Raw genomic sequence first — 24,846 nt, forward strand, 5'->3', positions numbered from 1 at the left:
TATAAACAATTATGAACATTTTATTAAAATTCTATTATCAACTTATGAGCATATAGCTCACAACAAAAATGAAAGGGAGGTAAGTTATGAAGAAGAACTTACAGAAGGTTATGTCACTTCTGTGTGTATCCGCATTATCACTTTCCATGCTTGCAGGATGTGGCGGCGGAAACAACGGTGGCACAACAACAACTGAGACTCCGGCAGCTACAGAAGAGGCTTCTACAGAAGCTCCTGCAGCAGAGGAGAAAACAGAAGACACAGCTGAAGAGACAACCGAAGAGACAACCGAGGAGACAACCGAGGAGACAACCGAGGAAACAACTGAGGAAGCTGCTGAAGAGACAACGGAAGAAGCTTCTGCAGACGGTGAGTCAACACCCAGAAACGAGACTCTTTATGAGGCTGGTCAGCAGTGGGGAACAATCAATGACTGGAACCCTATGTCAGCTAACTCAAACAACGGTCTTGCACTTTCCGCAAATGATGTTGCACGTGAACTTGTATATGAGACATTGTTCATGTTCAATCCTCTTGACGGCGAGCTCTATCCTCTTCTTGGTACAGAGTATAGCTGGAATGACGATAACACAGAGCTTACTGTAAAGCTTAATGCTGATGCTAAGTGGAGCGATGGTACTGCATTCACAGCAGAGGATGTTGCATATACTTATGATACACATGTTAAGTATCAGTCTTCACAGGGTTCAGATTTCTCAACCTATGTTGATGCTGTAGAAGCTGTTGATGATGCAACAGTTCTAATCAAGGCTAAGGTTGAAGGCGGTAAGGCTATTAACCCTCTTAAAGTTACATCAATGCTTAATACAATGTACATGATGCAGAAGGCTTATCTGCAGACTGTAGAAGAGAGAAACGGCGAGGATGCTGATAAGGTTAAGCAGGATACAATGGAAGATATGGCTCATACAGGCCCTTATGCTCCTTACATCTCTAACGATCAGAAGGCTGTACTTCAGAGAGATGACAACTATTGGGGACAGGCTGATTCAATGTGGGGCAAGCTTCCTGTTCCGAAGTACATCGCTCATACAATTTATAAGGACAATGCAGCAGGACAGGTTGCTCTTTCACAGGGCGAAGTTGATGTCTGCCAGCAGTTCATCACAGATGTACAGAACCTTTGGTTAGAGGATCAGCTTCCGATTTCAACATGGCTTGATGAAGCTCCTTACGGACAGTGCGAAGCTATTCCTTCAATGTTCTTCAACGTAGAGAGAGAAGGCCTTGATCAGAAGGAAGTTCGTCGTGCAATTGCTATGGCAGTTGACTATGAGCAGATTATTGCATCAGCTATGTCAGGTCAGTCACCTACATTTGACGAGTATCCGAGATCTATTGTTGGACCTACAGCAGGTGAGAGAAAGTATGTAGACTTTGATGCTATTGCAGATCTTCAGTGGGAGAACGCAGATGTAGACGGCGCTAACAAGCTCCTTGACGATGCAGGTATCGTTGATGGCGATGGAGACGGAATCCGTGAGTACAATGGTAAGAACCTTTCCTTCAAGGCTGAGTGCCCTTCAGGATGGTCAGACTGGAACGCTTCAATGGAAATCGTAGCAGCAGCCGGTGAGAAGATTGGTATCGATATCCAGACATACTTCCCTGAGGCTTCTTCATTCTACGATGACATGACAACCTGCAACTTCGATATTTGCATGTGGTCAGCTCCCGGTGCAGGTGTTATGAACCCTTACTCAAAGGGAATGTTCTACTTCTCAGAAGAGTATGCAAAGCTTGCATCTAACTGGAGTGGTAACTTCGGACATTATATGAATGATGACGCTGAAGCTATCCTTGAGGCTATTCCTACAGAGACTGACGAAGCTAAACTTAAAGAGTACTATACAGAGCTTTCAAGAATACTCCTTGAAGAGTGCCCTGCAGTTGCTCTTATGTATCGTCCTCAGCTGTTCTATGCTGTAAACGAATCTGTATGGACAAACTTCCCTGCAGCTGATGATGGAAGAAATATTCCTCCGACAGACTGCACAGATGGTTATGGTATTGCAGCACTTTACGAGCTTGAGCTTGTTGAGTAATTCATATGAATTAAATATCTGACTGAAAACTGGGGCTGCCGTTAGTGGCAAAAACGCTTTCGGCAGCCCTTTTTTTACCAAAAATCGCCGATTTTTTGGTGAAAAACACAACTATTTACCGGCGTAAGTTAGCAGAAGGGAGGTTTCTTCAATTGAAAGGGTATAAAAAATACTATGGTCAGAAATTATTCTGGTATTTTCTGACACTCATATTCGCCGTAATCCTCAATTTCATTCTGCCGCGCCTGATGCCCGGAAATCCTGTTTCCGCTATAGCATCAAAGGCAGTAAGCGGTATGACGGATTCAACGGCTATCCAGAAGGTTTTAAATGATTATGCTACAAAATTCGGTATCAATGAGCCGATGTACAAACAGTTTTTCATGTGGCTTGGAAATGCATTAAAGGGTGACTTCGGTGTTTCCTTCAGCCAGTATCCCAGACCTGTTTCCGATATAATCGCAAATGCTGTATGGTGGACAGTTTGCTTACAGCTTCCTGCAATTATTGTTGGATGGATTCTCGGAAACATTCTCGGTGCGATTGCCGCTTATATCAAAGGTGCTTTTGATAAGGTAATCCTTCCTGTATTCCTTTTTATAGGAAACATTCCGGCATTTGGTATGGCAACAGTTCTTCTTTATCTGTTTGCTATCAAGCTTAAGATTGCTCCTTCATCAGGTGGTTACGGATATGATCTTATTCCATCTATGAGCTGGACTTTCATGAAATCGATAATCGCGCATTACCAGCTTCCTTTCTGGTCAATCGTTCTTATTACAATCGGCGGACAGGCAATCGGTATGCGTTCAATGTCAATATATGAGTTAAATGCGGACTACGTTAAATACTCAAGATTCCTTGGAATCAAGGATAGAAAGATTGTAGGCTATGTGTTCAGAAACGCTATGCTTCCTCAGATCACAGGTCTTGCACTTTCACTCGGAACCATGATGGGTGGTGCTCTTGTTGCAGAGATGATTTTCTCATATCCCGGACTTGGAATGACACTTCTTTCAGCTGTAAATGGTCAGGACTATCCGCTGCTTTCAGCTTGTACACTCATCATTACAATCATGGTACTTATTGCCAACCTTGCGGTCGAACTCCTCTATGGTGTTATTGATCCTCGAGTTAAGGCTAATCAGCAGGATTAAGGAGGGAATGAAAAATGAAAAATACAATAAAACAAGTTTTCCATTCCGGAAAGTTCCTGTTTGGATTTGTAATCTTTATGTTCATACTGCTTACAGTACTCATTTATCCTATTTTTGTAACAGCTGATCCGTTGCAGATGATAGGACAGGGTAACTTCTTCAAACCGGGGACATATGTATCTGTAGAAGAGTCAGCACTTGAGAAAACCTATACATTGCAGATTCCCAAGCAGTTTTCAAAGCTTGAGATGGTACTCGATGTAGACACAAGAGCAAGTATTCAGGATTTCCTTATTAAGCAGGCAGGTGTTGCTGAGTCAGAAATCGATGTAACAGATGCTGAAGGACTTGTAGCACTTTGGAAAGCAAATTACGATCCCAATACAAAGTATAAGGGACTTACAACAGCTAAGAGAAAAGCACTTAGAAGATTAGATGGCCAGATTACAGCAGCTATGAAGGATTCAGGTGTTATCATTGCTGAAAAGGATGAAGAGGGTACTCTTCAGCAGAGTAAGGTTATTAAGGATACAGACTATATAAACATTAAGGACGTAACAACAAAGACCTTCCTCTTAGGAACTGATAACTTCGGTCGTGATGTGCTCACAGAGCTTGTTGCAGCTACAAAGTCTTCCTTAAAGATCGGTCTTCTTGCAGGACTTATCGCAACAGCAATTGGTCTTTTACTTGGACTTATTGCAGGATACATGGGTGGACTTGCTGATAACATCATTATTTTCATCACAAACCTGTTTACAGTTATTCCTTCCTTCGTAATCCTGATCCTCATTTCTTACTCTGTAGGAGATAAGGCAAGAGGTATTGCAATGGTTGGTATAATCATCGGTATTACATCGTGGCCATGGACAACACGTTCCGTTCGTTCACAGGTAATATCACTTAGAAACCGTGATCACGTTAACCTGTCAAAATTGTCAGGTCACAGCATGTTCAGGATCATCTTCACAGATATCCTTCCTTACATCGCTTCTTATGTTGTAATGGCTATGATTCTTCAGATTTCATCAGGAATCCTTGCAGAAGCACAGCTCTCAATGATAGGACTTGGACCTGCAACAACAAAGACAGCTACCCTGGGACTTATGATGCAGTGGGCAATGCAGTATTCAGCACACTTAAATGGTTCCTGGTGGGCATACTTCCCGGTAGTAATTTTGATAGCGCTGATTTCATTCTCACTTAACCTTATGAACACAGGAATGGATCAGGTATTCAACCCGCAGCTTCGTGATTAATGGAAAGGAAAGGTTAGTTATGGGAAAAGTAATGCTTGAGGTAAGAGACCTCAAAACTAAATATATAACCAGATTCCATGAGGATGTGTATGCGGTTGATGGTGTTTCCCTTAAGGTAGAAGAAGGAAAATCACTTGGTATTGCCGGAGAGTCCGGATGTGGTAAATCAACACTTGCACTTTCACTTATGGGTTACTATTTTGCTCCCCTTCATTATATTAGTGGAGATATCATAGTTGACGGTCAGACAATTTCAAATATGAAGCCCGATGATGTACGTAGAAAGATTCTCGGTAACGAGATCGCTTACATCCCTCAGGCAGCTATGAATGCGCTGAATCCTACTCAGAAGATTATCCGTTTCGTTGAGGACGTTATTCATGCTCACGGAATAAAGATGACTAAAAAAGAAATTTACGATATGGCAAGGGAACGCTTTGCTGAGCTTGGACTTCCTGAGGATGTACTTGAAAAGCACGCTGTAGAGCTCTCAGGTGGTATGAAACAGCGTACCGTTATTGCAATATCTACAATCCTTTCACCTAAGGTACTTATTGCAGATGAGCCTTCATCAGCTCTTGATGTTACATCTCAGAAGATGGTTATCAGAATGATGAGACAGCTTATGGAAAAGGGCTATATCAAGTCCATGATTTTCATCACACATGAGCTTCCACTTCTCTATAATGTAACAGATGATATCGCAGTAATGTACGCAGGACAGTTTGTAGAGCTTGGAACAGCGAAGGAAATGGTATTTGATCCGGTGCATCCATATGCTAAGGGCCTTATGGGATCCATCATCGTTCCTGAGGAAGGTATGAAAGCACATGATCTGACAGCACTGCCCGGAACACCTCCGAACCTCAAGAATCCTCCGAAGGGATGCAGATTTGCACCCAGATGTAAATATGCGGTTCCTACATGTACCGCTATGGCACCTGATGCCAAGGAATTTGAGAATGGCAGATGTTACCGCTGTCTGATGTCAGTAAGAAAGCTTAGGGAGGTATACGCTAATGGCAACGAATCAAAACCAGAGCCAGAAACAGAATTCGACTGATACAAATAAACCGGCTCCGAAGCCTTGCCTCTCAGGGCGAGGACTTACAAAGATATTCGGAGTAGGTAAAACTCAGAAAGTAGCTGTTGATCACGTTGATTTTGACTTTAATGAGGGCGAGATTGTTTCAATAGTTGGTGAGTCAGGAAGTGGAAAGACAACTCTTTCAAAGATGCTTCTTGGTCTTATCAGCACAACAGAAGGATCAATTGATTATCAGGGAAAACCCCGTGATATAAGCACAAACGCTAAGAAGAAGGAATACTGGAAAAATATCCAGCCCATCTTCCAGGATCCTTTCTCATCCTACAACATCTTCTATAAGATTGATGCGGTATTGGATGACTGCCTGAACATGAGAGGATTTAAGAATCTTCCTGAGGAGCAGAAGATACAGATGAAGACAGAGGCCTGCAGCTTTGTTAACCTTAAGTATGCAGAGCTTACAAACAAGTATCCTTTCGAGCTCTCCGGTGGACAGATGCAGAGACTTATGATTGCCCGCATCTTCCTCTTAAAGCCGAAGATTCTTATGGCCGACGAGCCTACATCCATGATCGATGCATGCTCAAGAGCAACAATCCTTGATATGCTCTTAAAGCTTCGTGATGAGATCAATATGACAATCATTTTCATCACACATGATATCGGTCTTGCTTATTACATTTCCGATAAGGTTTATATCATGGAGCATGGTAAATTTGTTGAGTCAGGTACTGCAGAGGAGGTTATTATCAATCCGCAGGCTGATTACACAAAGAGACTTATCAGTGATGTACCTAAGATCTATGAGAAGTGGGATCTTGATACAGTAGTAAGCTGATAAAAATAGCTTTAGCCTAACTTTAATAGATTAGTTGTATGAGCAAATCCCTCGCCATGGACGGCGGGGGATTTGGCATGTAGGGAGAATATATATATTAACGCGTTAATACACTAAAATTTTATGTAGATTTTTCCTTGTAAAATGGCGTATAATGCGCTTTAGAAAGATTAAATAAAGGAGGACTTATGAGCACTAGAATCGGTATTATAGGATATGGTAATCTGGGTAAGGGTGTTGAGCTTGCAGTAAAGGAAGCTCCTGACATGGAGCTTGTAGCTGTTTTCACAAGAAGAGACCCTTCCACACTGACAATAAAGACTCAGGGAATTCCCGTTGTGTCTGTTAATGAAGTAGAAGACTGGAAAGATAAGGTAGATGTAATGATTCTCTGCGGAGGAAGCGCTACAGATCTTCCGGTTCAGACTCCTCAGTATGCTAAGCTGTTCAATGTTGTAGACAGTTTTGATACACATGCAAGAATTCCGGAGCACTTTGCAAATGTTGATGCCGCTGCTAAGGAAGCAGGTAAAGTTGCTGTTATTTCATGCGGATGGGATCCCGGAATGTTCTCACTTGCAAGAGTTTATTCAAATGCTATTCTTCCTGACGGAAACGATTATACTTTCTGGGGAAAGGGTGTATCACAGGGACATTCAGATGCAATCAGAAGAATTGATGGCGTAAAGAATGCCAAACAGTATACTATCCCTGTAGAAAGTGCTCTTGAAGCAGTCAGAAGCGGCAAGAATCCTGAACTCACAACACGCGACAAGCACACAAGAGAGTGCTTTGTTGTTCTTGAGGAAGGCGCTGATGCAGCAAGGGTTGAGAAGGAAATTAAGGAGATGCCCAACTATTTTGCTGATTATGACACAACAGTTCACTTCATCAGTGAAGAAGAGCTTCTTAAGAACCACAGTGGAATGGCACACGGCGGTTTTGTTTTCAGAACAGGCAAGACAGGTGCTGACAAGGAGCACAATCATGTTATAGAGTACAGCTTAAAGCTTGATTCCAATCCGGAATTTACTACAAGTGTCCTTGTGGCTGCAGCAAGAGCAGCTGTACGCATGAATAAGGAGGGACAGACAGGTTGTAAGACCATGCTTGATATTCCTCCGGCATATCTTTCAGATAAGAGCGGCGAGGAATTAAGAGCACACCTGCTGTAATATATGCTGATAGTAATCCCATGTAATGTGTATCATAAAATATTATGATACGCAGAACGTGGGATTTTTCTTTTGCAATTGCCTGGTTTAAGGCATACTATAATAATATAAAAAGGAGTTGCATCAGCATAATTTACGTATGGGGGAAAACTTATGCCAAAGGGAACAAATCAGAAATTAAAACTCTATTATCTTGCAAAAATACTGCTGGAAGAGACTGATGATACACACGGACTTACTATGCCGGATTTGTTGCAGGAGCTTGAGGCGTATGGAATTACGGCAGACAGGAAGAGCATTTATACAGATATTGATGCTCTAAACGAGATAGGTCTTGATGTTATTGGCGAGAAGAGTGGTAAATATTTTGTTTACCATATTGCAAGCAGAAGGTTTGAGCTTGCAGAATTAAAGCTCCTTGTAGATGCGATTCAATCCTTCAAATTTATTACAGAGAAGAAATCTAACGCTCTTATTAAGAAGCTTACTACACTTGCAAGTTCCTATGAGGCTGCACAGCTTGAGAGACAGCTGGCTGTTCAGGGACGCGTAAAGACAATGAATGAGAGTATCTACTATACTGTGGACGAGATTCACAGTGCAATATCCGATAATAAGAAAATCAGTTTTAAGTACATGAACTGGGACACAAATAAGAAGCTGGTTCCGAGAAAAAATGAACCCTATATCATTAGTCCCTGGAAGCTTACCTGGAATGATGAAAATTACTATCTCATTGCTTATGATGCTGTGGCAGATAAGATCAAGCAGTACAGAGTAGATAAGATGGATAAACTGACAATTCTTGACGAGAAGAGAGAGGGAAAAGAGCACTTTAAAGCCTTTGACCTGGCAGCATACACAAACAGGGCTTTTGGAATGTTTGGCGGAGATGGAACGATGGTCACTCTTTCTGTCAGGGATGAGATGATAGGTATTCTGATTGACAGATTCGGAAAAGATATTTCAGTGAAGCCATCCAAGAAAAAAGGATGGTCAGATGTCAGGGTCGAAGTGGCTGTAAGTGACCAGTTTTTTGGCTGGATCTTCGGACTTGGAACAAATGTGAAAATCACTGCTCCGGCTTCTGTAGTAAAAGCGTACAAGGAAGAGATAGATAATCTCTTAGAATTCTACAAATAAAATATGCTCCCATTTATGAAACTGTGCTATAATTTGTCTGTTTTTTGTTAACGTTTCATTAAATGGGAGATTTTTATTATGAAAAAGGACAAAATAAAGCCGATGCTTTTTTCCGTGATGAAGAAGTACACGGCGAAACAGTTTACTACTGATGTTATTTCCGGAATAATAGTTGCAATCATTGCGCTTCCGCTTTCGATAGCGCTTGCACTTGCATCGGGTGTAGGACCTGAGGAAGGTCTTTACACTGCAATTGTTGCAGGTTTTATCATTTCATTTTTAGGTGGAAGCCGAGTTCAGATCGCAGGTCCCACAGCCGCTTTTGCAACAATTGTCGCAGGTATAGTTGCTACTAACGGAATGGAAGGACTTATGATGGCAACAATTATTGCCGGAATTCTTCTTATTCTGATGGGACTTCTAAGACTTGGTTCGCTTATCAAGTTTATCCCCTATACCATCACAACAGGTTTTACAGCGGGTATCGCTGTGACAATTCTTATAGGACAGATCAAGGATTTCTTAGGACTTACATATCCCAAGGGAACAGTTACGATTGAGACAACGGAAAAAGTGGAGGCTATAGTTAAGAACATAGCAACCATCAATTATCAGGCACTTATCGTTGGTGTTGTCTGTCTTGCGGTTCTTATTATATGGCCTAAGTTCTTTGAGAAGATACCTGCTTCACTTATTGCCGTAATCGTAGGTATCCTTATGGTAAAGGTTCTTGGAATGAAGGTTAATACCATAGGTGATCTTTATACTATTAACGGTGGACTTCCTAAATTCCATGCACCGGTATTTAGCTGGAAGCTCGTAAGAGAATCATTTTCAAACGGATTCACAATCGCGATCCTTGCTGCTATCGAGTCACTTCTTTCTGCAGTTGTTGCCGATGGTATGATCGGTTCACATCACAGATCAAATATGGAGCTTATTGCACAGGGATGCGGTAACATCGGATCAGTTTTATTTGGCGGTATCCCCGCGACAGGAGCGATTGCAAGAACAGCTGCAAACATCAAGAACGGTGGTAGAACACCCATAGCAGGTATCGTTCATTCAATTGTTCTTTGCCTTGTACTTGTTGTGCTTATGCCGTATGCAGCACTTATCCCCATGCCGACCATTGCAGCAATCCTTTTCCAGGTTGCTTACAATATGTGCCAGTGGAGACCCTTTACACACCTTTGTAAAACTGCACCTAAGAGTGACATAATCGTACTCGTAACCACTTTTGTTCTTACAGTTGTATTTGACCTTGTGGTTGCTATCGAGGTTGGTATGGTTCTCGCATGCCTCCTTTTCATGAAGAGAATGAGCGAGGAGACATCAGTTCGCGGCTGGACTTATGTTGATCCCGATGATGAGGAACTTGAAAAACATGATCCCGACAGCATTGACCTTAAGGTTGTGCCTAAGCATGTTCGTGTATATGAGATCAATGGTCCCATGTTCTTTGGTGATGCAGATGCCCTTGCAGATATTACAACCAAGGAATTCACTAAGTGTCTTGTTATAAGAATGAGAAGTGTTCCGGCTCTTGATGCTACCGCAATGAGAGCTCTTGAGATGCTCTATGATGATTGCAAAAAGAGAGGAGTAAGACTTATCTTTTCACATGTTAACGAGCAGCCCATGAGAACCATGGAGAAGGACGGCTTTGTTGAGAAGGTAGGAAGAGATAATTTTGCAGCTCATATCGATGAAGCTCTTGAGAAGGCTGCTTCATATTAAAAATAAGAAGTAATTATTTTCATGCATTCAGGTGCTTAAGGAAAATCATAACCCCCCGGGGGGCTTATAATAAATTCTTGTTTGTACTAAACTTCTATTCGTGACTAATAATCATGAATAGGAGTTTTTTATTATGAAGAAAAAAGTTTTATCAATTTTACTTACCGCAGTGCTTGCGCTTAGTGCAGTAGGCTGTGGAGGTAATACAAATACCGGAAGCACAAATGAAAGTACAGAAAGTACTGAAGCAAGTGCTGATCAGACTGATGCGGGTGATAAGAATGAAGCAGAAGGAGATCAGACAGAGGCAGACGCTAAGGATGCGGCAGCAGAAGGAACAACTTCTTCTGACGGGACAAAGATACTTAAGACAGCAGCATCATTTGCATATCCAAGTCTTGATGTGCATAAGGAATACTATGGATGGTACACTTCAATTTATGGTATTTCCGAGGCACTTTTTAAGATGAATGAGAATATGGAAGCAGCACCATGCCTTGCGGGGGATGCTACAGTTGAAGGCAGAGTATGGACAATTACACTAAATGATGGAGTTGCTTTTTCAAACGGAACACCTCTTACTGCTGAGATGGTAATTAAGAATCTTCAGAGAGTTGCGGAAGTGAATGAGCGCTTTGCTTATCTTGCTGACTTTGACATGACAGCTGTGGATGACAAAACAGTTACTATTGATACAAAGGAAGTTTATCCTACTCTTCGTAACGAGCTGGCAAGCCCTGAGCTTGGAATGATTGACCTCGATGCGACAACAGATTTTGATAACAATCCTATCTGCACAGGTCCTTTCGTGATCGCAAAATTCCAGCCTGAGGGTGATGTGGAAGTTACAAAGAACGAGAATTACTGGGGCGGAGATGTAAAGCTTGACGGTGCAGTATTCTACTACATGCAGGAGGACGACCCGAAGCTTCTTGCGATGCAGAGTGGTGAGATTGACTGCTATAACAGCGTATCTTCTGCAGCACTTGCAGTATATGAGCAGGAGCCTGAAAATTACAACGTGGTATCCATTCCCGGAGCAAGACTTCAGTTCTATATCCTTAATGAGAACACTCTTGATGATGCTGTAAGAGAAGCAATTAACCTCACTGTTGATAAGGACAAGATTGCTGAATACTTATCAGGAACAGTATCACCTGCAGTGGGACCTTTCAGTACCAGTGCTGAGTATGGTAAGGTTACAGTGCCTGCAGTAGATACAGACAAGGCAAAGGAGATTCTTGAGGCTGATGGTTATACACTTGGAAGTGATGGCATCTATGAAAAGGATGGACAAAAGCTTTCCATAAATATTAAGTATTATGCTGCAAGATCACTCGATACAATTGCACTTCTTATCCAGGAACAGCTTAAAGCTATAGGAATTGATTCAGTACTTGGAGTAGAGGAAGATCCCGATTCTACTTACATTGCAAACAGTGACTTTGACCTTGCACTTTATTGTATGATCGCTGATAAGTCAGGTGATCCGCTTTATTTCATCGAGTCAACTCTTAAGGAAGGCTCATATTACGACTGCGGCGGATTCGACGATGCTCACTGTGAGGAGCTTATTGAGCAGCTTAAATATGAGACAGATACTGCAAAGAGGGCAGAGCTTGCAAATGAGATAGTTCAGATTGCAATTGATGACAATGCTTTTGGATATGTCGGACTTTTCAATAACACAACAGTTCTTCGTCCCGGCGTATCAGGTTTTGCAGAGGATATTCCATTTGATTTCTATGGAATAGATGCGGAGACAGATATTAAATGATAAAAAAGGCAATTAAGAAAATTGTCAGTTTAATAGTAATCCTGATGATTTTGAGCTTTTTTGTATTTGCACTTCTTTATATAGCGCCGGGTGATCCGGCTGAAAAAAGGCTGACCTCGCAAGGGGTCGCCGTCACAAAGGAAGTGCTGGATGCAGAGCGCGAAAGACTCGGTCTTTTAAAGCCATTCCTCGTTAGATACGGGGAGTGGCTTGTCCGCGTTATCAGAGGAGATTTTGGAGTTTCCTTTAAGGATGATATGCCTGTTGCACCAAAGCTGTGGGCAGGGCTTAGGAATACGACTATTCTTGCTATGACAAGCCTGATATTATCGCTTCTGATTTCATTTCCACTTGCAGTGCTTTCTGCAATTAAGAAAAATGGCATAGCAGACAATATCATCAGACTGTTTTCCTTTATAGGAAATTCAATTCCCAACTTCCTGATATCTGTTTTGCTCATGTACTTTTTATGCATAAAAATGAAGCTGTTCCCCGTAATCGCAAGCGAGAATCTTCAGGGGCTGTTTATGCCTGTGGTATCTCTCTCGATACCAATGACAGGAAGATTTATAAGGCAGATGCGCACAGAGTTTCTTATCCAGTTGAAAGAGGATTACGTCGTAGGAATGTGGGGACGAGGGGTAAAAGGTCGATATATTGTGCTGAATATTCTAAGGAATTCCATCGGACATATTTCCACAGTTATTGCGCTGCAGATTGGAACACTCATGGGCGGAAGTGTTGTAATTGAGACAATTTTCAGGTGGCCCGGCATAGGAAAGCTTGTGATGGATTCAATTACCGCAAGAGATTACCCTGTGATAATGGGATTCGTAATAGTAATGGGAACAATCTATGTGGTGATAAATCAGGTTTCAGACATTTTAGGGCACTTAATGGATCCAAGGACAAATATATGAAACAAAGAACACTCAGGGAAAAGAAATTAAAAAAGAGAATAATTGTTGTGTCTTTGCTTGCGCTTTTGATAATTCTGATGACCACCTTTGCAGGAGTTATCGCGCCAAATGATCCGTATACAACAAGTGCGTCTTCCATAAGGATGGCACCGGGAGCACAGTACCCCTTTGGAACGGATAATCTTGGAAGATGTGTGTTTTCGAGGGTATTGTATGGTGGAAGAACCACAATTGCAGCTACTTTTCTACTGGTATTCATATCATTTTCAATCGGAACGGTGATAGGAATGCTTTGCGGATATTATGGGGGTATTCTGGACCAGCTGCTTATGAGACTTGCTGATATTATGCTGGCATTTCCGCAGATGGTTGTGGCAATTGCAGTTGCGGGTATATTAAACGCGGGAATGTCAGGAGCAATGGTTGCACTTGGTATAACCATGTGGGTCAGCTTTGCGAGACTTTCAAGAAGTCATACTTTTTCAATAAAAAAGGAGGCATATATTCAGGCGGCTTTCTTTGCAGGGAAAAGTGATTTTTATATAATAATGGTTCATGTATTCCCGAATCTTCTTGCGCCTGTTTTGACAAATGCCCTTACACAGATTGGAACAACTATGATAGGATTATCAGGCTTGTCATTTTTAGGACTTGGTGTTGTGCCTCCGAAGGCTGAATGGGGTTCGATGATAAGTGAGGCTAAGGCATATATTCAGATAGCGCCGTGGGCTGTGCTTTTTCCTGCGCTTGCAACTATTATCACCATTATTGTTTTCAACTATCTTGGTGATGTTGTGATGGATTACATGGAGGTGTAAAGGATGGCGGAGTGTTTACTTGACATAAAAAAGCTTTGCACCTCATATGATGAGAGTATGGTGCTGAAGGAAATTGACCTTAGCGTCTATAAAGGTGAAGTTCTCTGCATTGTGGGAGAGAGCGGTTCCGGAAAGTCCACTCTCATAAAGGCAATATGTGAGGATAAGAGCGTAAGGGTAAATGAGGGAAGTGTAATGTTCAAGGGAAGTCACTGTGGACACAAGCTTCTTGGCAGCAGTATAGGGCTTGTTCAGCAAAATCCTGAGGGTGCTTTTAATCCCTTGCGGTCCTTTGATGTGCAGTTTGCGGAGACGCTTAAGAGCCACAAAAGAGAGCCTGATAAGGAAAAGCTTGCTGCGATATTTTCTACTCTTGGACTTAAGGATACAGACAAGCTTTTGAAAATGAGACCGTATGAGCTGAGCGGCGGAATGAATCAGAGAATGGCAATTGCGGCGTCTCTGCTTTTGAATCCGGAGCTTTTACTCTGTGATGAGATTACAAGTGCGCTTGATGTTTCTACTGCAATAGCTGTCGTAGATGAGCTTTTAAGGCTCCGCAGAGAATTCGGGGTTACCATAGTTTTTGTAACTCATAATCTGGGTATAGCTGCCAATATTGCAGACAGAGTTGCTATTATGTATCAGGGAAAAATAGTTGAAATCGGTGATGCAAAGGATGTTCTTACAAATCCAAAGCATGAATATACAAAGGGTCTGTTAAGAGATGTCCCAAGATTAAAGGCGATGTGATATATGGTTTTACTCGAGGGTAAAAATTTAAATAAATGCTTCAATGATAAGATTGGCTATACTAATGCTCTTCAGGATGTGAGCTTTACGCTTAGTAAGGGTGAGGTGCTTGGGATAGTAGGAGAGAGCGGTTCAGGGAAAAGTACTCTTTTACGAGTTATTTCAGGTATGATCCCTCCAAGCAGCGGTTCTCTTTATTTTAAAGGTGAGGAGTATACCGGCAAAAAGCCAAGGCAGACAGGCGAGTTCCTGCAGGTGATTTTTCAGAATGCAAAGAGCTCATTCGATCCCAGAATGACAATGGAAAAAGCTATTTTGGAAAACGGAAGAGGAAAGAAGGATAAGGATGAAATTCTGCGTCTTCTTGAGCTTGTAGGACTAGAGGAAAGGCAACTGTCAAGAAGAGCGGGAGAACTTTCAGGCGGGCAGTGCCAGAGGATGTCCATTGCGAGAGCTTTCTATTCAAATGCGGAGATATTACTCTGCGATGAAATCACAAGTGCGCTTGATGTATCGACGCAGGCAAGGGTAGTTGAACTATTGCAGAGGTTAAAGAGTGATGGAAAATTGTCCGCTGTTTTCATATCCCATGATATTGCACTAGTCAGTATGATATGCGACAGAATCATGGTCATGAAGGATGGAAGATGCGTGGAGCAGGGCAGTACTGATGAGGTAATTGGTAATCCCAAGGATGAATATACAAGACTGCTGATTGATAGCGTAAAAAGGCAGGCTATTTAGGATGGCTCATTTAGATGTAGTATGAGCAGCGCAGATTTGACTGAGATTTACAGATAGAACGGTAAGAATACGAATATGTTTAGTACTAAGAATGCAATAAGTATCAGGAATCATGAATATTGGATAGACAGAGCACCCGGTTATTCTGACGTTAACAGGGAAGAGCTTGAGGGCTCCCAGAGAAAAAACTGGTCAAAGCTTCTGGATGAGGAAATCAGGGCTCATTTTGGTATTGCGCCGGATGAAAGAGGAAAGATAAAAATTCTTGATATAGGTGCAGGCCCGGGATTTATTTCTATTATACTGGCTGAGCTTGGATATACAGTTACTGCGGCAGATTTTGCAAAGACCATGCTCGCAGAAGCTAGGAAAAATGCCGGAGAGTTGGCAGATATGATTTCTTTCAGAACAGAGAATGCCATGGAGCTTGGCTTTGAAGATGACTGTTTTGATGTTGTTTTTTCAAGGAATCTTACCTGGAATCTTCCGGATCCTCAGAAGGCCTACAGTGAATGGATGAGAGTTCTTAAAAAGGATGGACTGATGCTGATTTTTGATGCCAACTGGTATGCCTACCTCAGGGATTCGGAAAAGAAAGAACAGTATGATCTGGACAGAGCCAATGTGAAGGAGCAGGGCTTTGGAGATTACAACATCGGTGATAATTTTGATGTTATGGAGCATATCGCGGATAAGCTTCCGCTTACAGGAATAGACAGACCGGGATGGGATATTGACTATTTCAATAAAAATTTAGTGCAGTCAGTTAGCAGTGTTTATGATATAGGTTCGAGGGTTTATTCGGAAAAGGAAAAGGTTAATTATGCTTCGACACCTATGTTTATGGTAAAGGTTGTTTTATAAATGAGTGAATTAAAGTATATTCCCTTTGAGGAGGAATCAGAGGAAATCAAGGATAGAGTTACAGGCTATTGGACAGAAAGGGCAGAGAGTTTTTTTGAGCAGAGACAGCATGAGCTTTCGAGTCCGAAGGCGGGGAAGTGGCTTTCTGAAATCAGAACAAAGCTTTTTGAGTCATTTGGAGAGAATGCTTCTTTGGAATTGAAAAGTGATGGTTTTTCGGAATTGAAAAGCGATGGTTTTTTTGAATTGAAAAAAGACACATCTGAGATTTGTGGTATCAGCTGCAATGACGGGGGCATGGAAAGAACCTTGAAAATTCTCGATGTAGGTTGTGGAGCCGGATATTTCTGTGTTCTTCTGGGGAAAGAAGGTTATGAAGTAACTGGAATCGACCTTACAGAGAAAATGATTAACGAAGCCAGAGAACTTATTAAGCTTCATGAACCTTATAGTAAGCCTGTGAAGGCAGTGATCATGGATGCGGAGAAGCTTTCATTCGAGGATGAGACCTTTGATGTTGTGATCACAAGAAATCTCACCTGGACACTGCCTCATCCTGTAGAAGCATATAAGGAGTGGTTTAGGGTTCTGAAGAAGGGAGGGCTGCTTCTGAATTTCGATGCGGAATATGCCAAGGGTGCTCACAATTTGAAGACATTAGAGAATCTGGCCCACAGAAATATCAGCGATAAGCTTAAGGATGAGTGTCATGAGATTTATCATATGCTTACAATAAGTGCGCTGGACAGGCCTGAGTGGGACAAGGAGATTCTTGAGAGACTTGGCTTTGTTGATATTCAGTGTGATACGGAATTTGCGGACAGGATTTTTTCAGAGAAGGATGAGTTTTATATTCCGGATAGGATGTTCATGATAAGTGCAAGGAAATATTATATTTAATGAAATGATAGTTTTTCGAGATATAATTAAGAAATAATATTGGAAATTCCGGGAGGATTGAAATGGCAGAATTAAAGTGCCCACATTGTGGACAGGTTTTTTCGGTGGATGATACAGAGCTGAGCTCAATTGTAAGTCAGATAAGAGATGAAGAGTTTAAGAAGGATGTTGATAAAAGAATCGAAGAGCTGGAGAAACATCTTGGGGAAAAACACAAGCTTGAGCTGGATGCGGTTAATTCCGAACTTAAGCTAAAGCTCCAGGAATCTTATGAAAAACAACTATCCGAGCTTCGTGAAAGTCATGAAAAGGAGCTTAGTAAACTTAGAGAGTCTTTTAGTAAAGAAAATCAGGAACTTAGAAAAAGTTATGATGCAGAGACAAAAAAACTAAGGGATGATCATGATAAAACAGCGCAGAAGCTCCGTGAAGAGGTTTCCAAAGCCGAGATTGAAAATCAAAAGCTGGTGGGTCAGATAGAGAGAGCTGAGGATAAGCAGAAAGCTGCTGTTCTTGAGGCCGTAAAGGAAGTTGAGGACGAGAAGCGAGACCTTGAGAGAAATCTTCAGGCTGAGAAGGAGAAGTCGCAGATATTACTCGCTCAGAAGGATGAGCAGATAGAGTTTTACAAAGATTTAAAGACAAAGATGTCCACAAAGATGGTCGGAGAAACCCTGGAGCAGCACTGTGAGATTCAGTTTAATCAGCTCAGGGCGACAGCCTTTTCCAACGCATATTTTGAAAAGGATAATGATGCCAGATCCGGAAGTAAGGGTGATTACATCTATCGAGAGAAGGATGAATTCGGCAATGAAATAATATCCATCATGTTTGAGATGAAAAACGAGATGGATACTACTTCCACAAAGCATAAGAATGAGGATTTCTTCAAGGAACTTGATAAGGACAGAAGAGAAAAAAATTGTGAATATGCCGTTCTGGTATCACTTCTTGAGGCTGACAGTGAGCTCTACAATGCGGGAATAGTTGATGTTTCCTATAAATACGACAAGATGTATGTTGTGAGACCGCAGTGCTTTATTCCGATGATCACACTGCTTAGAAATGCTGCTATGAATGCTCTTATGTACAAGCAGGAGCTGGCAGAGATAAGAAATCAGGATATTGATATTTCTAATTTTGAGGACAGTCTTTTGAAATTCAAGGATGATTTTGGAAGAAATTATGAGCTTGCCCATTCTCATTTCGATAAGGCAATAGACGAAATTGACAAGACAATACAACACCTTGAAAAGGTTAAGAAAGAGCTCCTTGGCTCAGATAACCAGCTTAGAATTGCCAACAATAAGGTAGATGAGGTCAGTGTTAAGAGACTTACTAAGGGAAATCCTACAATGCAGGCAAAGTTCGAAGAACTGAAAAAAATATAAAAAAACGTCAAATATAGATGCTTTTTTTAGTAAATTGTATAAAATATATTTATGAACCAAATTTCAACAAATAGCCGGCACTAAGGCAGAACGATAAAATAATTATCGGTTGCCTAAAGAGGGGGAAGTGCTTTGGATAAAAGAAAACGGTCTCAGCGGAAGGGCAAGAATTCAGGGCTTCTTCTGCTGTCTTTACCTACACTGATTTGGTATTTAGTATTCTGTTATTTGCCTATGTTCGGAATCGTAATTGCCTTTAAGCGATATAAACCGGTTCCGGGCAAAGGTTTTATTTATTCGCTCTTTCAGAAAAGTCCCTGTGTTGGATTTGATAATTTCAAGTTTTTGTTTTTAAATCCTCAAATGCTTTTGACAGTACGTAATACCCTTGCATATAACCTGACTTTTCTTGTCATAGACACAGTGTTGCCCGTAGCGCTGGCTATACTGTTATCATATTTGTATTCAAAAAAGCTTTCCATGGCAGTTCAGACTGCCGCTATGCTTCCGCACTTTCTTTCGTGGGTAGTGGTAAGCTATTTTCTGTATACTTTCCTTTCGACAGACAGAGGTCTTTTTAATAATATCCTTATAAACACAGGTAACGATCCGGTCAGATGGTATCAGAACCCGGGAGTATGGCCCGTGATTCTCATAATCACGCATACCTGGAAGGCTTATGGATATGCACTTGTAATGTATATGGCATATATTACGGCTATAGATCAGGAGCTATATGATAGTGCTATTGTTGACGGGGCAGACGTATTTCAGATGATAAATCACATAACACTCCCTATGCTGAGACCGATAATACTTGTACTTCTTATTTTGAATCTTGGGAATATTCTTAATACTGATTTTGGGCTTTTTTATCAGGCTACCAGAAATTCGGGTTCCATCCTATCTTCGACTCAGACCATTGATGTATATATCTATAAAGCACTCATGGAAAATGCAAACTATGGCTATAGTGCTGCAGCAAGCCTTATTCAAAACACAGTGGGCTGCTTTTTGTTAATTGTAGCTAATTATGCTGCAAAGAAAATAAATCCGGAAGAAGGAATACTATGAAAATAATACGACCCCGGAGCAATGTATTTATCAGTCTGTTGGCAGTCTTCATTGCTGTTGTAACCATATTGCCTATTGTTTTTGTATTTATCATTTCCTTTTCATCCGAAGAGTCCATTGTGAAAAGGGGATACAGCTTCATTCCGGAGGAGTTCTCCCTTGAAGCGTATAAATATCTGATGTCAAGTATGGATATTATCGGAAAATCGTTTCTGCTTAGCATTTTTATAATGATTGTGGGAACTACTTTATCTCTCTGGCTTATAAGTACAATGGCATTTGTAATAAGTCGCAGGGACTTCAGACTGCAAAAGCTGTACATGCTGCTTATCATAATTCCAATGTTTTTCAGTGGCGGACTGGTAGCTTCATATGTTGTAAATACACAGCTCCTAAACCTGAAGAATAACGTGCTTGCACTGATACTACCGGGAGCATGCTCAAGCTGGTACATCCTGGTAATGAGAACTTATTTTAAAAATCAGATACCGGAGGAGCTGCTTGATGCTGCGCGAACTGACGGTGCAACAACCTTCAGACTTTTCATGCAGATAGTATTACCATTGTCAAAACCGATAATGGTGACGGTAGGGATTTTTGAGGCCTTTGCGTATTGGAACAGCTGGTATTATGCAATGCTGTATATAAGTCAGAATCATAGCGAATTGTATCCGTTGCAATATGTACTTTACTCAATACAAAAGAGTGTTGAATTTGTATCACATAATGACAGGATATCAGGAACGGTAGTCAGGCACACACCTACTGAATCCTTTCGCATGGCGATAGTTGTAATAATAACGATTCCTGTATTGATTGCTTATCCGCTTCTGCAAAAATATCTTGAGAAGGGAATAATGGCAGGCGGCTTAAAGGGATAATTTTTTATATATCATTATGAATCAGGAGGACCTGGAAATGAAAAAAAGAGTGGCACTAATTCTTGTGGGAGCTTTTCTGGCACTTACTGCATGCGGGAAAACTGAGCAGAGTTCAGCAACAGAAGCTGACAAGGACACGAAGCAGGGTGCGTCAACAGAAGCTGACAAAGCCACGGAGCGGGATACGAAAACGGAAGCAGCAACAGGAGAAGAGACAACAGCTGAACAGACCGCAACAAATTCTGATGAACCGATTAATCTTGTGTGGTGGGTCTATGATGAAGGCGTTCCGAGGGACCTTGATAAAGTGCTTCAGAAGGCCAATGAGATCAGTGCTGAGAAGATAGGTGTTACTGTTGAAATGTATTTTAAAAACGAGGAACAGTTTCCGCTTGATATGACAGCAGGTGAGTACTATGACATGACCTTTGCCTGTGACTGGTGCAATGATTTTGATAAGAATGCAAGAATAGGCTATTTCTATGATATTACGGATATGGTTCAGGATACTGCTCCTGAGCTTTATAAGGCAGTTGATCCTTGGTGGGGGATAGGAACGCTTAATGACAGGATTTATGGAGTTCCTATGCTTAAGGATCTGGGTGCGGAGGTATTTTTCCGACTTAACAGCGATTATTACGAGGGTGAAAAAGGAATGACTATTCCTGAGAATATGACCTTTGAGGAGCTGGAACCGATGCTCGAAATGTGGAAAGAGGATAATCCTGATGAATATCCGCTCTATATGGGAAGAAACGGACTTGGTGGCATGAGCAATGAACACGAGTCCATTGTCTCATCTTATCTTGTAATCCCTTATAGTAAGGCTGGAACACCGGAAGGGACAAAAATTATTCCCATATGGGAGGATGAGGATTACATGAACATGCTAAGGTGTCTGCACAGATGGTATGAAAAGGGCTACATAAATCCTGATGCAGCAACCACGACGGAGTTTCCTTACACAATCCTGGCTCCCGTAAGAACCGGTACTGCCTGGACCGGATACAAGGGCTGGTCGGATCCGGAAACAGTAGGCTTTAATGTTAAGCTTTCACGTTTCATAGGACCAAATATATCAAGAGCAACAGAGCAGGGAGCCCTGTTTGCGATAAATGCTGCTGCTCCAGAGGAAAATGTAAAGGCATGTCTGAAATATATGGAGCTTTTATATACTGATGTCAAGTTCAGAGACCTTTTGGCCTATGGAATAGAAGGAGAGCATTTTGACTACTATGAGGGAACTGTAATAAGAACAAAAGAAGGCGCTGATGGTTATCTTATGGATAATTTTGTCACTGGGCCATCTATAAGTGCCACTGTGGTATCTGCAAGTAAGGAGGTGCTGGCAGATCCCGATCAGTGGACCAAGGTTTATGAAGGCTATAAAACCGCTAAGCAAAGTGATACAAAAGGATTTAGCTTTAATGCTGAGAACAGCGAAGCAGAGATAGCCTCTATGGATGCTATTTGGGATAGTTACTACAATGATCTTGTAACAGGTACAATCGATCCTGACGAGACAATGGAAGAGCTTAAGGGACTTATGGAGGCTTCAGGGCTTCAGTCTGTATGTGATGAAGCGCAAAAGCAGCTTGATGAATATCTTAAGACCATGGAGTGATTTTTTTAATATGAACAGCAAAGAATATGCACGAAGAGAGTTTTTTGATAATTATGATTACTACTGGCTCAAATATACGCTGGAAAGGGGAGCTGCCACACAGTCCTCTTTCCTTCTTGTGGGTCATTCTTTGCCAAGATTTGCAGTTAATGACAAAACAATAGAGGGACTTATTAATCTGTCCTTTTTATCACAGGATTATTATTATTCAGGAAAAATCATTGAGCGTGCTTTGGAGGATATATCTTCTCTGAGAACCGTGATTTTGGGAACGAGCTATATATCACCTTTCATGGATCTATCCAGAGCAAGGAACAGGGATGAGCTTGCGCGAATTGTGAAGGTATATGACAGATATTTTGATGATATGCATAATGCGGACAGGGGAATATGCGAGGAAATACGTAAAGAACTCCTGAATTATAATTCTCATGCCTTTGATGAGGAGTTTGCAAAGGAAGAGCTGTTTAAAATGTATGACGAGAGGAAGGATGATTATTTTTGCAGGGAGCGTGACAGGCAGAGCCTTTCGGAGGTTGTATGGCATGAACTTTCTTCTGAGGAGCGAATGGAAGAGACAAGAATAAGAACAAATTTCCACAACAAGCTTTGCTCTCATATGGATATTTATAATGAAAATTCTGAGATACTGCGAAAAACAGCAAATTTGTGCCATGATAGGGGTGCTCGGTTTTTGTTAATGGTATTTCCGCTTAACAAATGCTATAGAGAGCTCATAAATCCTGAATTTTGTGATTACTATCAAAAACAGATAAATCTTATACCGGAAGAATATCGTCCGGAGTGCTTTGATTTTTCAAAAGCTCCGCAGATTGATTCCGTAACCGATTTTGTGGATGCAGATCATTTAAATGATACAGGTGCAGCGAAAATGACCGCAATTTTATCTGAATGCATTAGGGAGAATTGAATGCTTGGAATATGGTTTAATCATGAGGACTATCGCCTGAGATCGAAAAAGCATAAGGACTTCAGTGTTCTGAAGATGGCTGGAGTTACAGATGCATATATTCTCGTCAAGGGTATGGAGGATGATATAAGAATTACTGAGGATCTTTTTTTGCATACGAAGTTTTTATTTCGTGAAATGAAGAAACTTGGTATAAGGACTCATGGAGTTTTTATATGCAGCCATGATGAGTATTATTGCAAAAAATATCCTGACAGGGCGGATTCCTCCCTGTTTGGAGACAAAAGTACCCGTAGGATATCTCATGTTGATCCCTATTATCTTGAGTATTTGGAAGACTCTGTTTTTACGGCAAACGATATATTTGACATGGATGGAATCCAGCTGGATTTCCTGCGGTATGGAATTGTTGCAAATGGATGGAGCAAATTAGAGGAACAGATTTATGAAGAACACGGATTAAATGTTCAGACATTTAAACGGGAGCTCCTTGAACATTATGATTCTAATAAGGCAGGATATAATCTGTTATCGATAGTGTCACGCTATTATCAAAATGACGAGCAGCTTATATCCTTTGTAAATGGAAGGAGAAGCGTAATAAAAGGTTTTGTGAGATCCTTGTCTGAAGCTATAAGAGAGAAACTGCCTGAAAAAGAGCTCTCGATAGCAATGATGCCAGAGGGGTTACTCCCGGATCAAAAGGGATTTGCACTTTTTCATTATGGGCAGGATTACAACGACTTTGCATCCTTTGCAGACCGCCTCTTTCCAATGGCTTATGCCGGAGCCTATGGGAAAAAATCTGATTGGGTTGGGAGCGTTGCAAAAAGCGCTTCACTAAGTTTAAAAGGCGCAGTCATGGGACTTGAATGTACTGAGCCTCGCACAGCTATGGATATACAGGGCGACCTGAATGAGGTAACAAAATATAAAAATGATGGATTTTGCCTATTTAGATATGGAAGGATGATCTTTGCCCTGGAAGAAGATAATGACACACTTCTTTTCAATACTTATCCCGGAACTGTTATGAGTTTGCTTCTTGTAAAATCAGATGAGCAGGAGGAAAAGAACTTCGAAATTGAAGAGGGAAGCTGGCTACGAATAAATGGCCATTTTGATATTATCAGAGCCTTTGGTTCTTTCAGAACGGACAGTCAGTCTGTCTATGAAGGAGAGCTCTGTGTGGTAAAAGAGCCGTCAAAATATAATAAATAAGTAGGGGAGAAGAGTTTGAAATGAAGGTTTGGATCAATGCCGACGGAGGCAGTGACAAATTAAAACTGAGCTTGGCTAAAGCTCTTGAAGAAAAAGGAATTTCTGTTTTTGTAGGGAAAACAGACGTCAGTGCACATTATGCCGATTATTTTAATGTGACCTCTGATTATAAATATTATATAACCATATACAATGGCTTCTGCGCCGGAACCATAAGAGAGGCATACAGCAGGGAAATTCAGGATCTGCTTAAGGAAAAGGGTGTCACCCTGATGATTGTATTTGATACTGAACTGTGGCTGGAAGGAATGAAACCGTATAGATTCGGTGACTTTAGTGGTTATCATGCCAAGAGAGCATGGGATGATAATTTCAGCGAAAAAGAACCTGATATCGAGGATGTCAGGACTTTTTTGATGGATAATAATGCTATATACTGTGCGGGACCTGATGCGCAGACTATCATGGAGCAGTTTGAAGCAGGTGGATACTTTGAGTGGGAAAAGCAGCACAAATGAATCG

Annotated in this window: 22 protein-coding genes; all 22 read left to right on the forward strand. The window is 41.3% G+C overall.

The window, feature by feature from the left end; all coding sequences use genetic code 11:
- Positions 1 to 86 precede the first annotated feature (86 nt).
- The 22 genes from G602_RS0100570 to G602_RS0100675 all read left to right on the forward strand — a co-directional run bounded on the left by G602_RS0100570 (position 87) and on the right by G602_RS0100675 (position 24,842).
- Positions 87 to 2,066 (forward strand): ABC transporter substrate-binding protein, encoded by a 1,980-nt coding sequence (locus G602_RS0100570; protein WP_026657140.1) that lies wholly within the window; start codon positions 87 to 89, stop codon positions 2,064 to 2,066.
- A gap of 152 nt (positions 2,067 to 2,218) precedes the next feature.
- Complete coding sequence (locus tag G602_RS0100575) at positions 2,219 to 3,223, forward strand: ABC transporter permease (protein WP_026657141.1); 1,005 nt, start codon at positions 2,219 to 2,221, stop codon at positions 3,221 to 3,223.
- Between the two features lie 14 nt (positions 3,224 to 3,237).
- Positions 3,238 to 4,482 carry an ABC transporter permease gene (locus G602_RS0100580; protein WP_026657142.1) on the forward strand — a complete coding sequence of 415 codons (1,245 nt, stop codon included), beginning with the start codon at positions 3,238 to 3,240 and terminating at the stop codon, positions 4,480 to 4,482.
- Between the two features lie 19 nt (positions 4,483 to 4,501).
- Positions 4,502 to 5,545: an ABC transporter ATP-binding protein gene (locus G602_RS0100585; RefSeq protein ID WP_026657144.1), complete on the forward strand. Its 1,044-nt coding sequence runs from the start codon at positions 4,502 to 4,504 to the stop codon at positions 5,543 to 5,545.
- Positions 5,502 to 6,368 carry an ABC transporter ATP-binding protein gene (locus G602_RS24660; protein ID WP_081675782.1) on the forward strand — a complete coding sequence of 289 codons (867 nt, stop codon included), beginning with the start codon at positions 5,502 to 5,504 and terminating at the stop codon, positions 6,366 to 6,368. The genes G602_RS0100585 and G602_RS24660 overlap by 44 nt, the downstream gene beginning before the upstream one ends.
- Positions 6,369 to 6,556: 188 nt before the next feature.
- Positions 6,557 to 7,543 carry a diaminopimelate dehydrogenase gene (locus G602_RS0100595; protein WP_026657145.1) on the forward strand — a complete coding sequence of 329 codons (987 nt, stop codon included), beginning with the start codon at positions 6,557 to 6,559 and terminating at the stop codon, positions 7,541 to 7,543.
- Between the two features lie 153 nt (positions 7,544 to 7,696).
- Entirely contained in the window at positions 7,697 to 8,686 is a 990-nt protein-coding gene (locus G602_RS0100600; RefSeq protein ID WP_026657146.1) for a helix-turn-helix transcriptional regulator, read from the forward strand.
- Between the two features lie 78 nt (positions 8,687 to 8,764).
- Positions 8,765 to 10,426, forward strand: a complete 1,662-nt coding sequence (locus G602_RS0100605) for a SulP family inorganic anion transporter (RefSeq protein WP_026657147.1) — start codon at positions 8,765 to 8,767, stop codon at positions 10,424 to 10,426.
- Positions 10,427 to 10,559: 133 nt separating this feature from the next.
- Positions 10,560 to 12,203: an ABC transporter substrate-binding protein gene (locus G602_RS0100610; protein WP_026657148.1), complete on the forward strand. Its 1,644-nt coding sequence runs from the start codon at positions 10,560 to 10,562 to the stop codon at positions 12,201 to 12,203.
- Positions 12,200 to 13,123: an ABC transporter permease gene (locus tag G602_RS0100615; protein WP_026657150.1), complete on the forward strand. Its 924-nt coding sequence runs from the start codon at positions 12,200 to 12,202 to the stop codon at positions 13,121 to 13,123. Before G602_RS0100610 ends, G602_RS0100615 begins: the two co-directional genes overlap by 4 nt.
- Positions 13,120 to 13,941 (forward strand): ABC transporter permease, encoded by an 822-nt coding sequence (locus G602_RS0100620; protein ID WP_026657151.1) that lies wholly within the window; start codon positions 13,120 to 13,122, stop codon positions 13,939 to 13,941. The genes G602_RS0100615 and G602_RS0100620 overlap by 4 nt, the downstream gene beginning before the upstream one ends.
- A 3-nt stretch (positions 13,942 to 13,944) precedes the next feature.
- Positions 13,945 to 14,694, forward strand: a complete 750-nt coding sequence (locus tag G602_RS0100625; RefSeq protein WP_026657152.1) for an ATP-binding cassette domain-containing protein — start codon at positions 13,945 to 13,947, stop codon at positions 14,692 to 14,694.
- Positions 14,695 to 14,697: 3 nt separating this feature from the next.
- Positions 14,698 to 15,438 (forward strand): ABC transporter ATP-binding protein, encoded by a 741-nt coding sequence (locus G602_RS0100630; protein WP_026657153.1) that lies wholly within the window; start codon positions 14,698 to 14,700, stop codon positions 15,436 to 15,438.
- 75 nt (positions 15,439 to 15,513) lie between these two features.
- On the forward strand, positions 15,514 to 16,302 hold the full coding sequence (locus G602_RS0100635; protein WP_044930708.1) for a class I SAM-dependent methyltransferase: 789 nt from the start codon (positions 15,514 to 15,516) through the stop codon (positions 16,300 to 16,302).
- The gene (locus G602_RS24665; RefSeq protein ID WP_026657155.1) at positions 16,303 to 17,202 is read left to right on the forward strand and encodes a class I SAM-dependent methyltransferase; all 900 of its coding nucleotides are present in this window, start codon (positions 16,303 to 16,305) and stop codon (positions 17,200 to 17,202) included.
- A gap of 62 nt (positions 17,203 to 17,264) precedes the next feature.
- Positions 17,265 to 18,593: a DUF2130 domain-containing protein gene (locus tag G602_RS0100645; protein WP_026657156.1), complete on the forward strand. Its 1,329-nt coding sequence runs from the start codon at positions 17,265 to 17,267 to the stop codon at positions 18,591 to 18,593.
- 132 nt (positions 18,594 to 18,725) lie between these two features.
- Positions 18,726 to 19,667 carry an ABC transporter permease subunit gene (locus tag G602_RS0100650; RefSeq protein ID WP_026657158.1) on the forward strand — a complete coding sequence of 314 codons (942 nt, stop codon included), beginning with the start codon at positions 18,726 to 18,728 and terminating at the stop codon, positions 19,665 to 19,667.
- Entirely contained in the window at positions 19,664 to 20,548 is an 885-nt protein-coding gene (locus G602_RS0100655) for a carbohydrate ABC transporter permease (protein WP_026657159.1), read from the forward strand. The genes G602_RS0100650 and G602_RS0100655 overlap by 4 nt, the downstream gene beginning before the upstream one ends.
- 37 nt (positions 20,549 to 20,585) lie before the next feature.
- Positions 20,586 to 22,172, forward strand: coding sequence for an ABC transporter substrate-binding protein (locus G602_RS0100660; RefSeq protein WP_026657160.1), 1,587 nt, complete (start codon positions 20,586 to 20,588; stop codon positions 22,170 to 22,172).
- A gap of 10 nt (positions 22,173 to 22,182) precedes the next feature.
- Positions 22,183 to 23,103, forward strand: coding sequence for a hypothetical protein (locus G602_RS0100665; protein ID WP_026657161.1), 921 nt, complete (start codon positions 22,183 to 22,185; stop codon positions 23,101 to 23,103).
- Positions 23,104 to 24,324, forward strand: coding sequence for a hypothetical protein (locus G602_RS0100670; RefSeq protein WP_026657162.1), 1,221 nt, complete (start codon positions 23,104 to 23,106; stop codon positions 24,322 to 24,324).
- A gap of 20 nt (positions 24,325 to 24,344) precedes the next feature.
- Positions 24,345 to 24,842 carry a hypothetical protein gene (locus G602_RS0100675; RefSeq protein WP_026657163.1) on the forward strand — a complete coding sequence of 166 codons (498 nt, stop codon included), beginning with the start codon at positions 24,345 to 24,347 and terminating at the stop codon, positions 24,840 to 24,842.
- Positions 24,843 to 24,846 lie beyond the last annotated feature (4 nt).

Source organism: Butyrivibrio sp. AC2005 (assembly GCF_000424145.1).
In the GTDB taxonomy this organism is placed as follows: Bacteria; Bacillota; Clostridia; order Lachnospirales; family Lachnospiraceae; genus Butyrivibrio.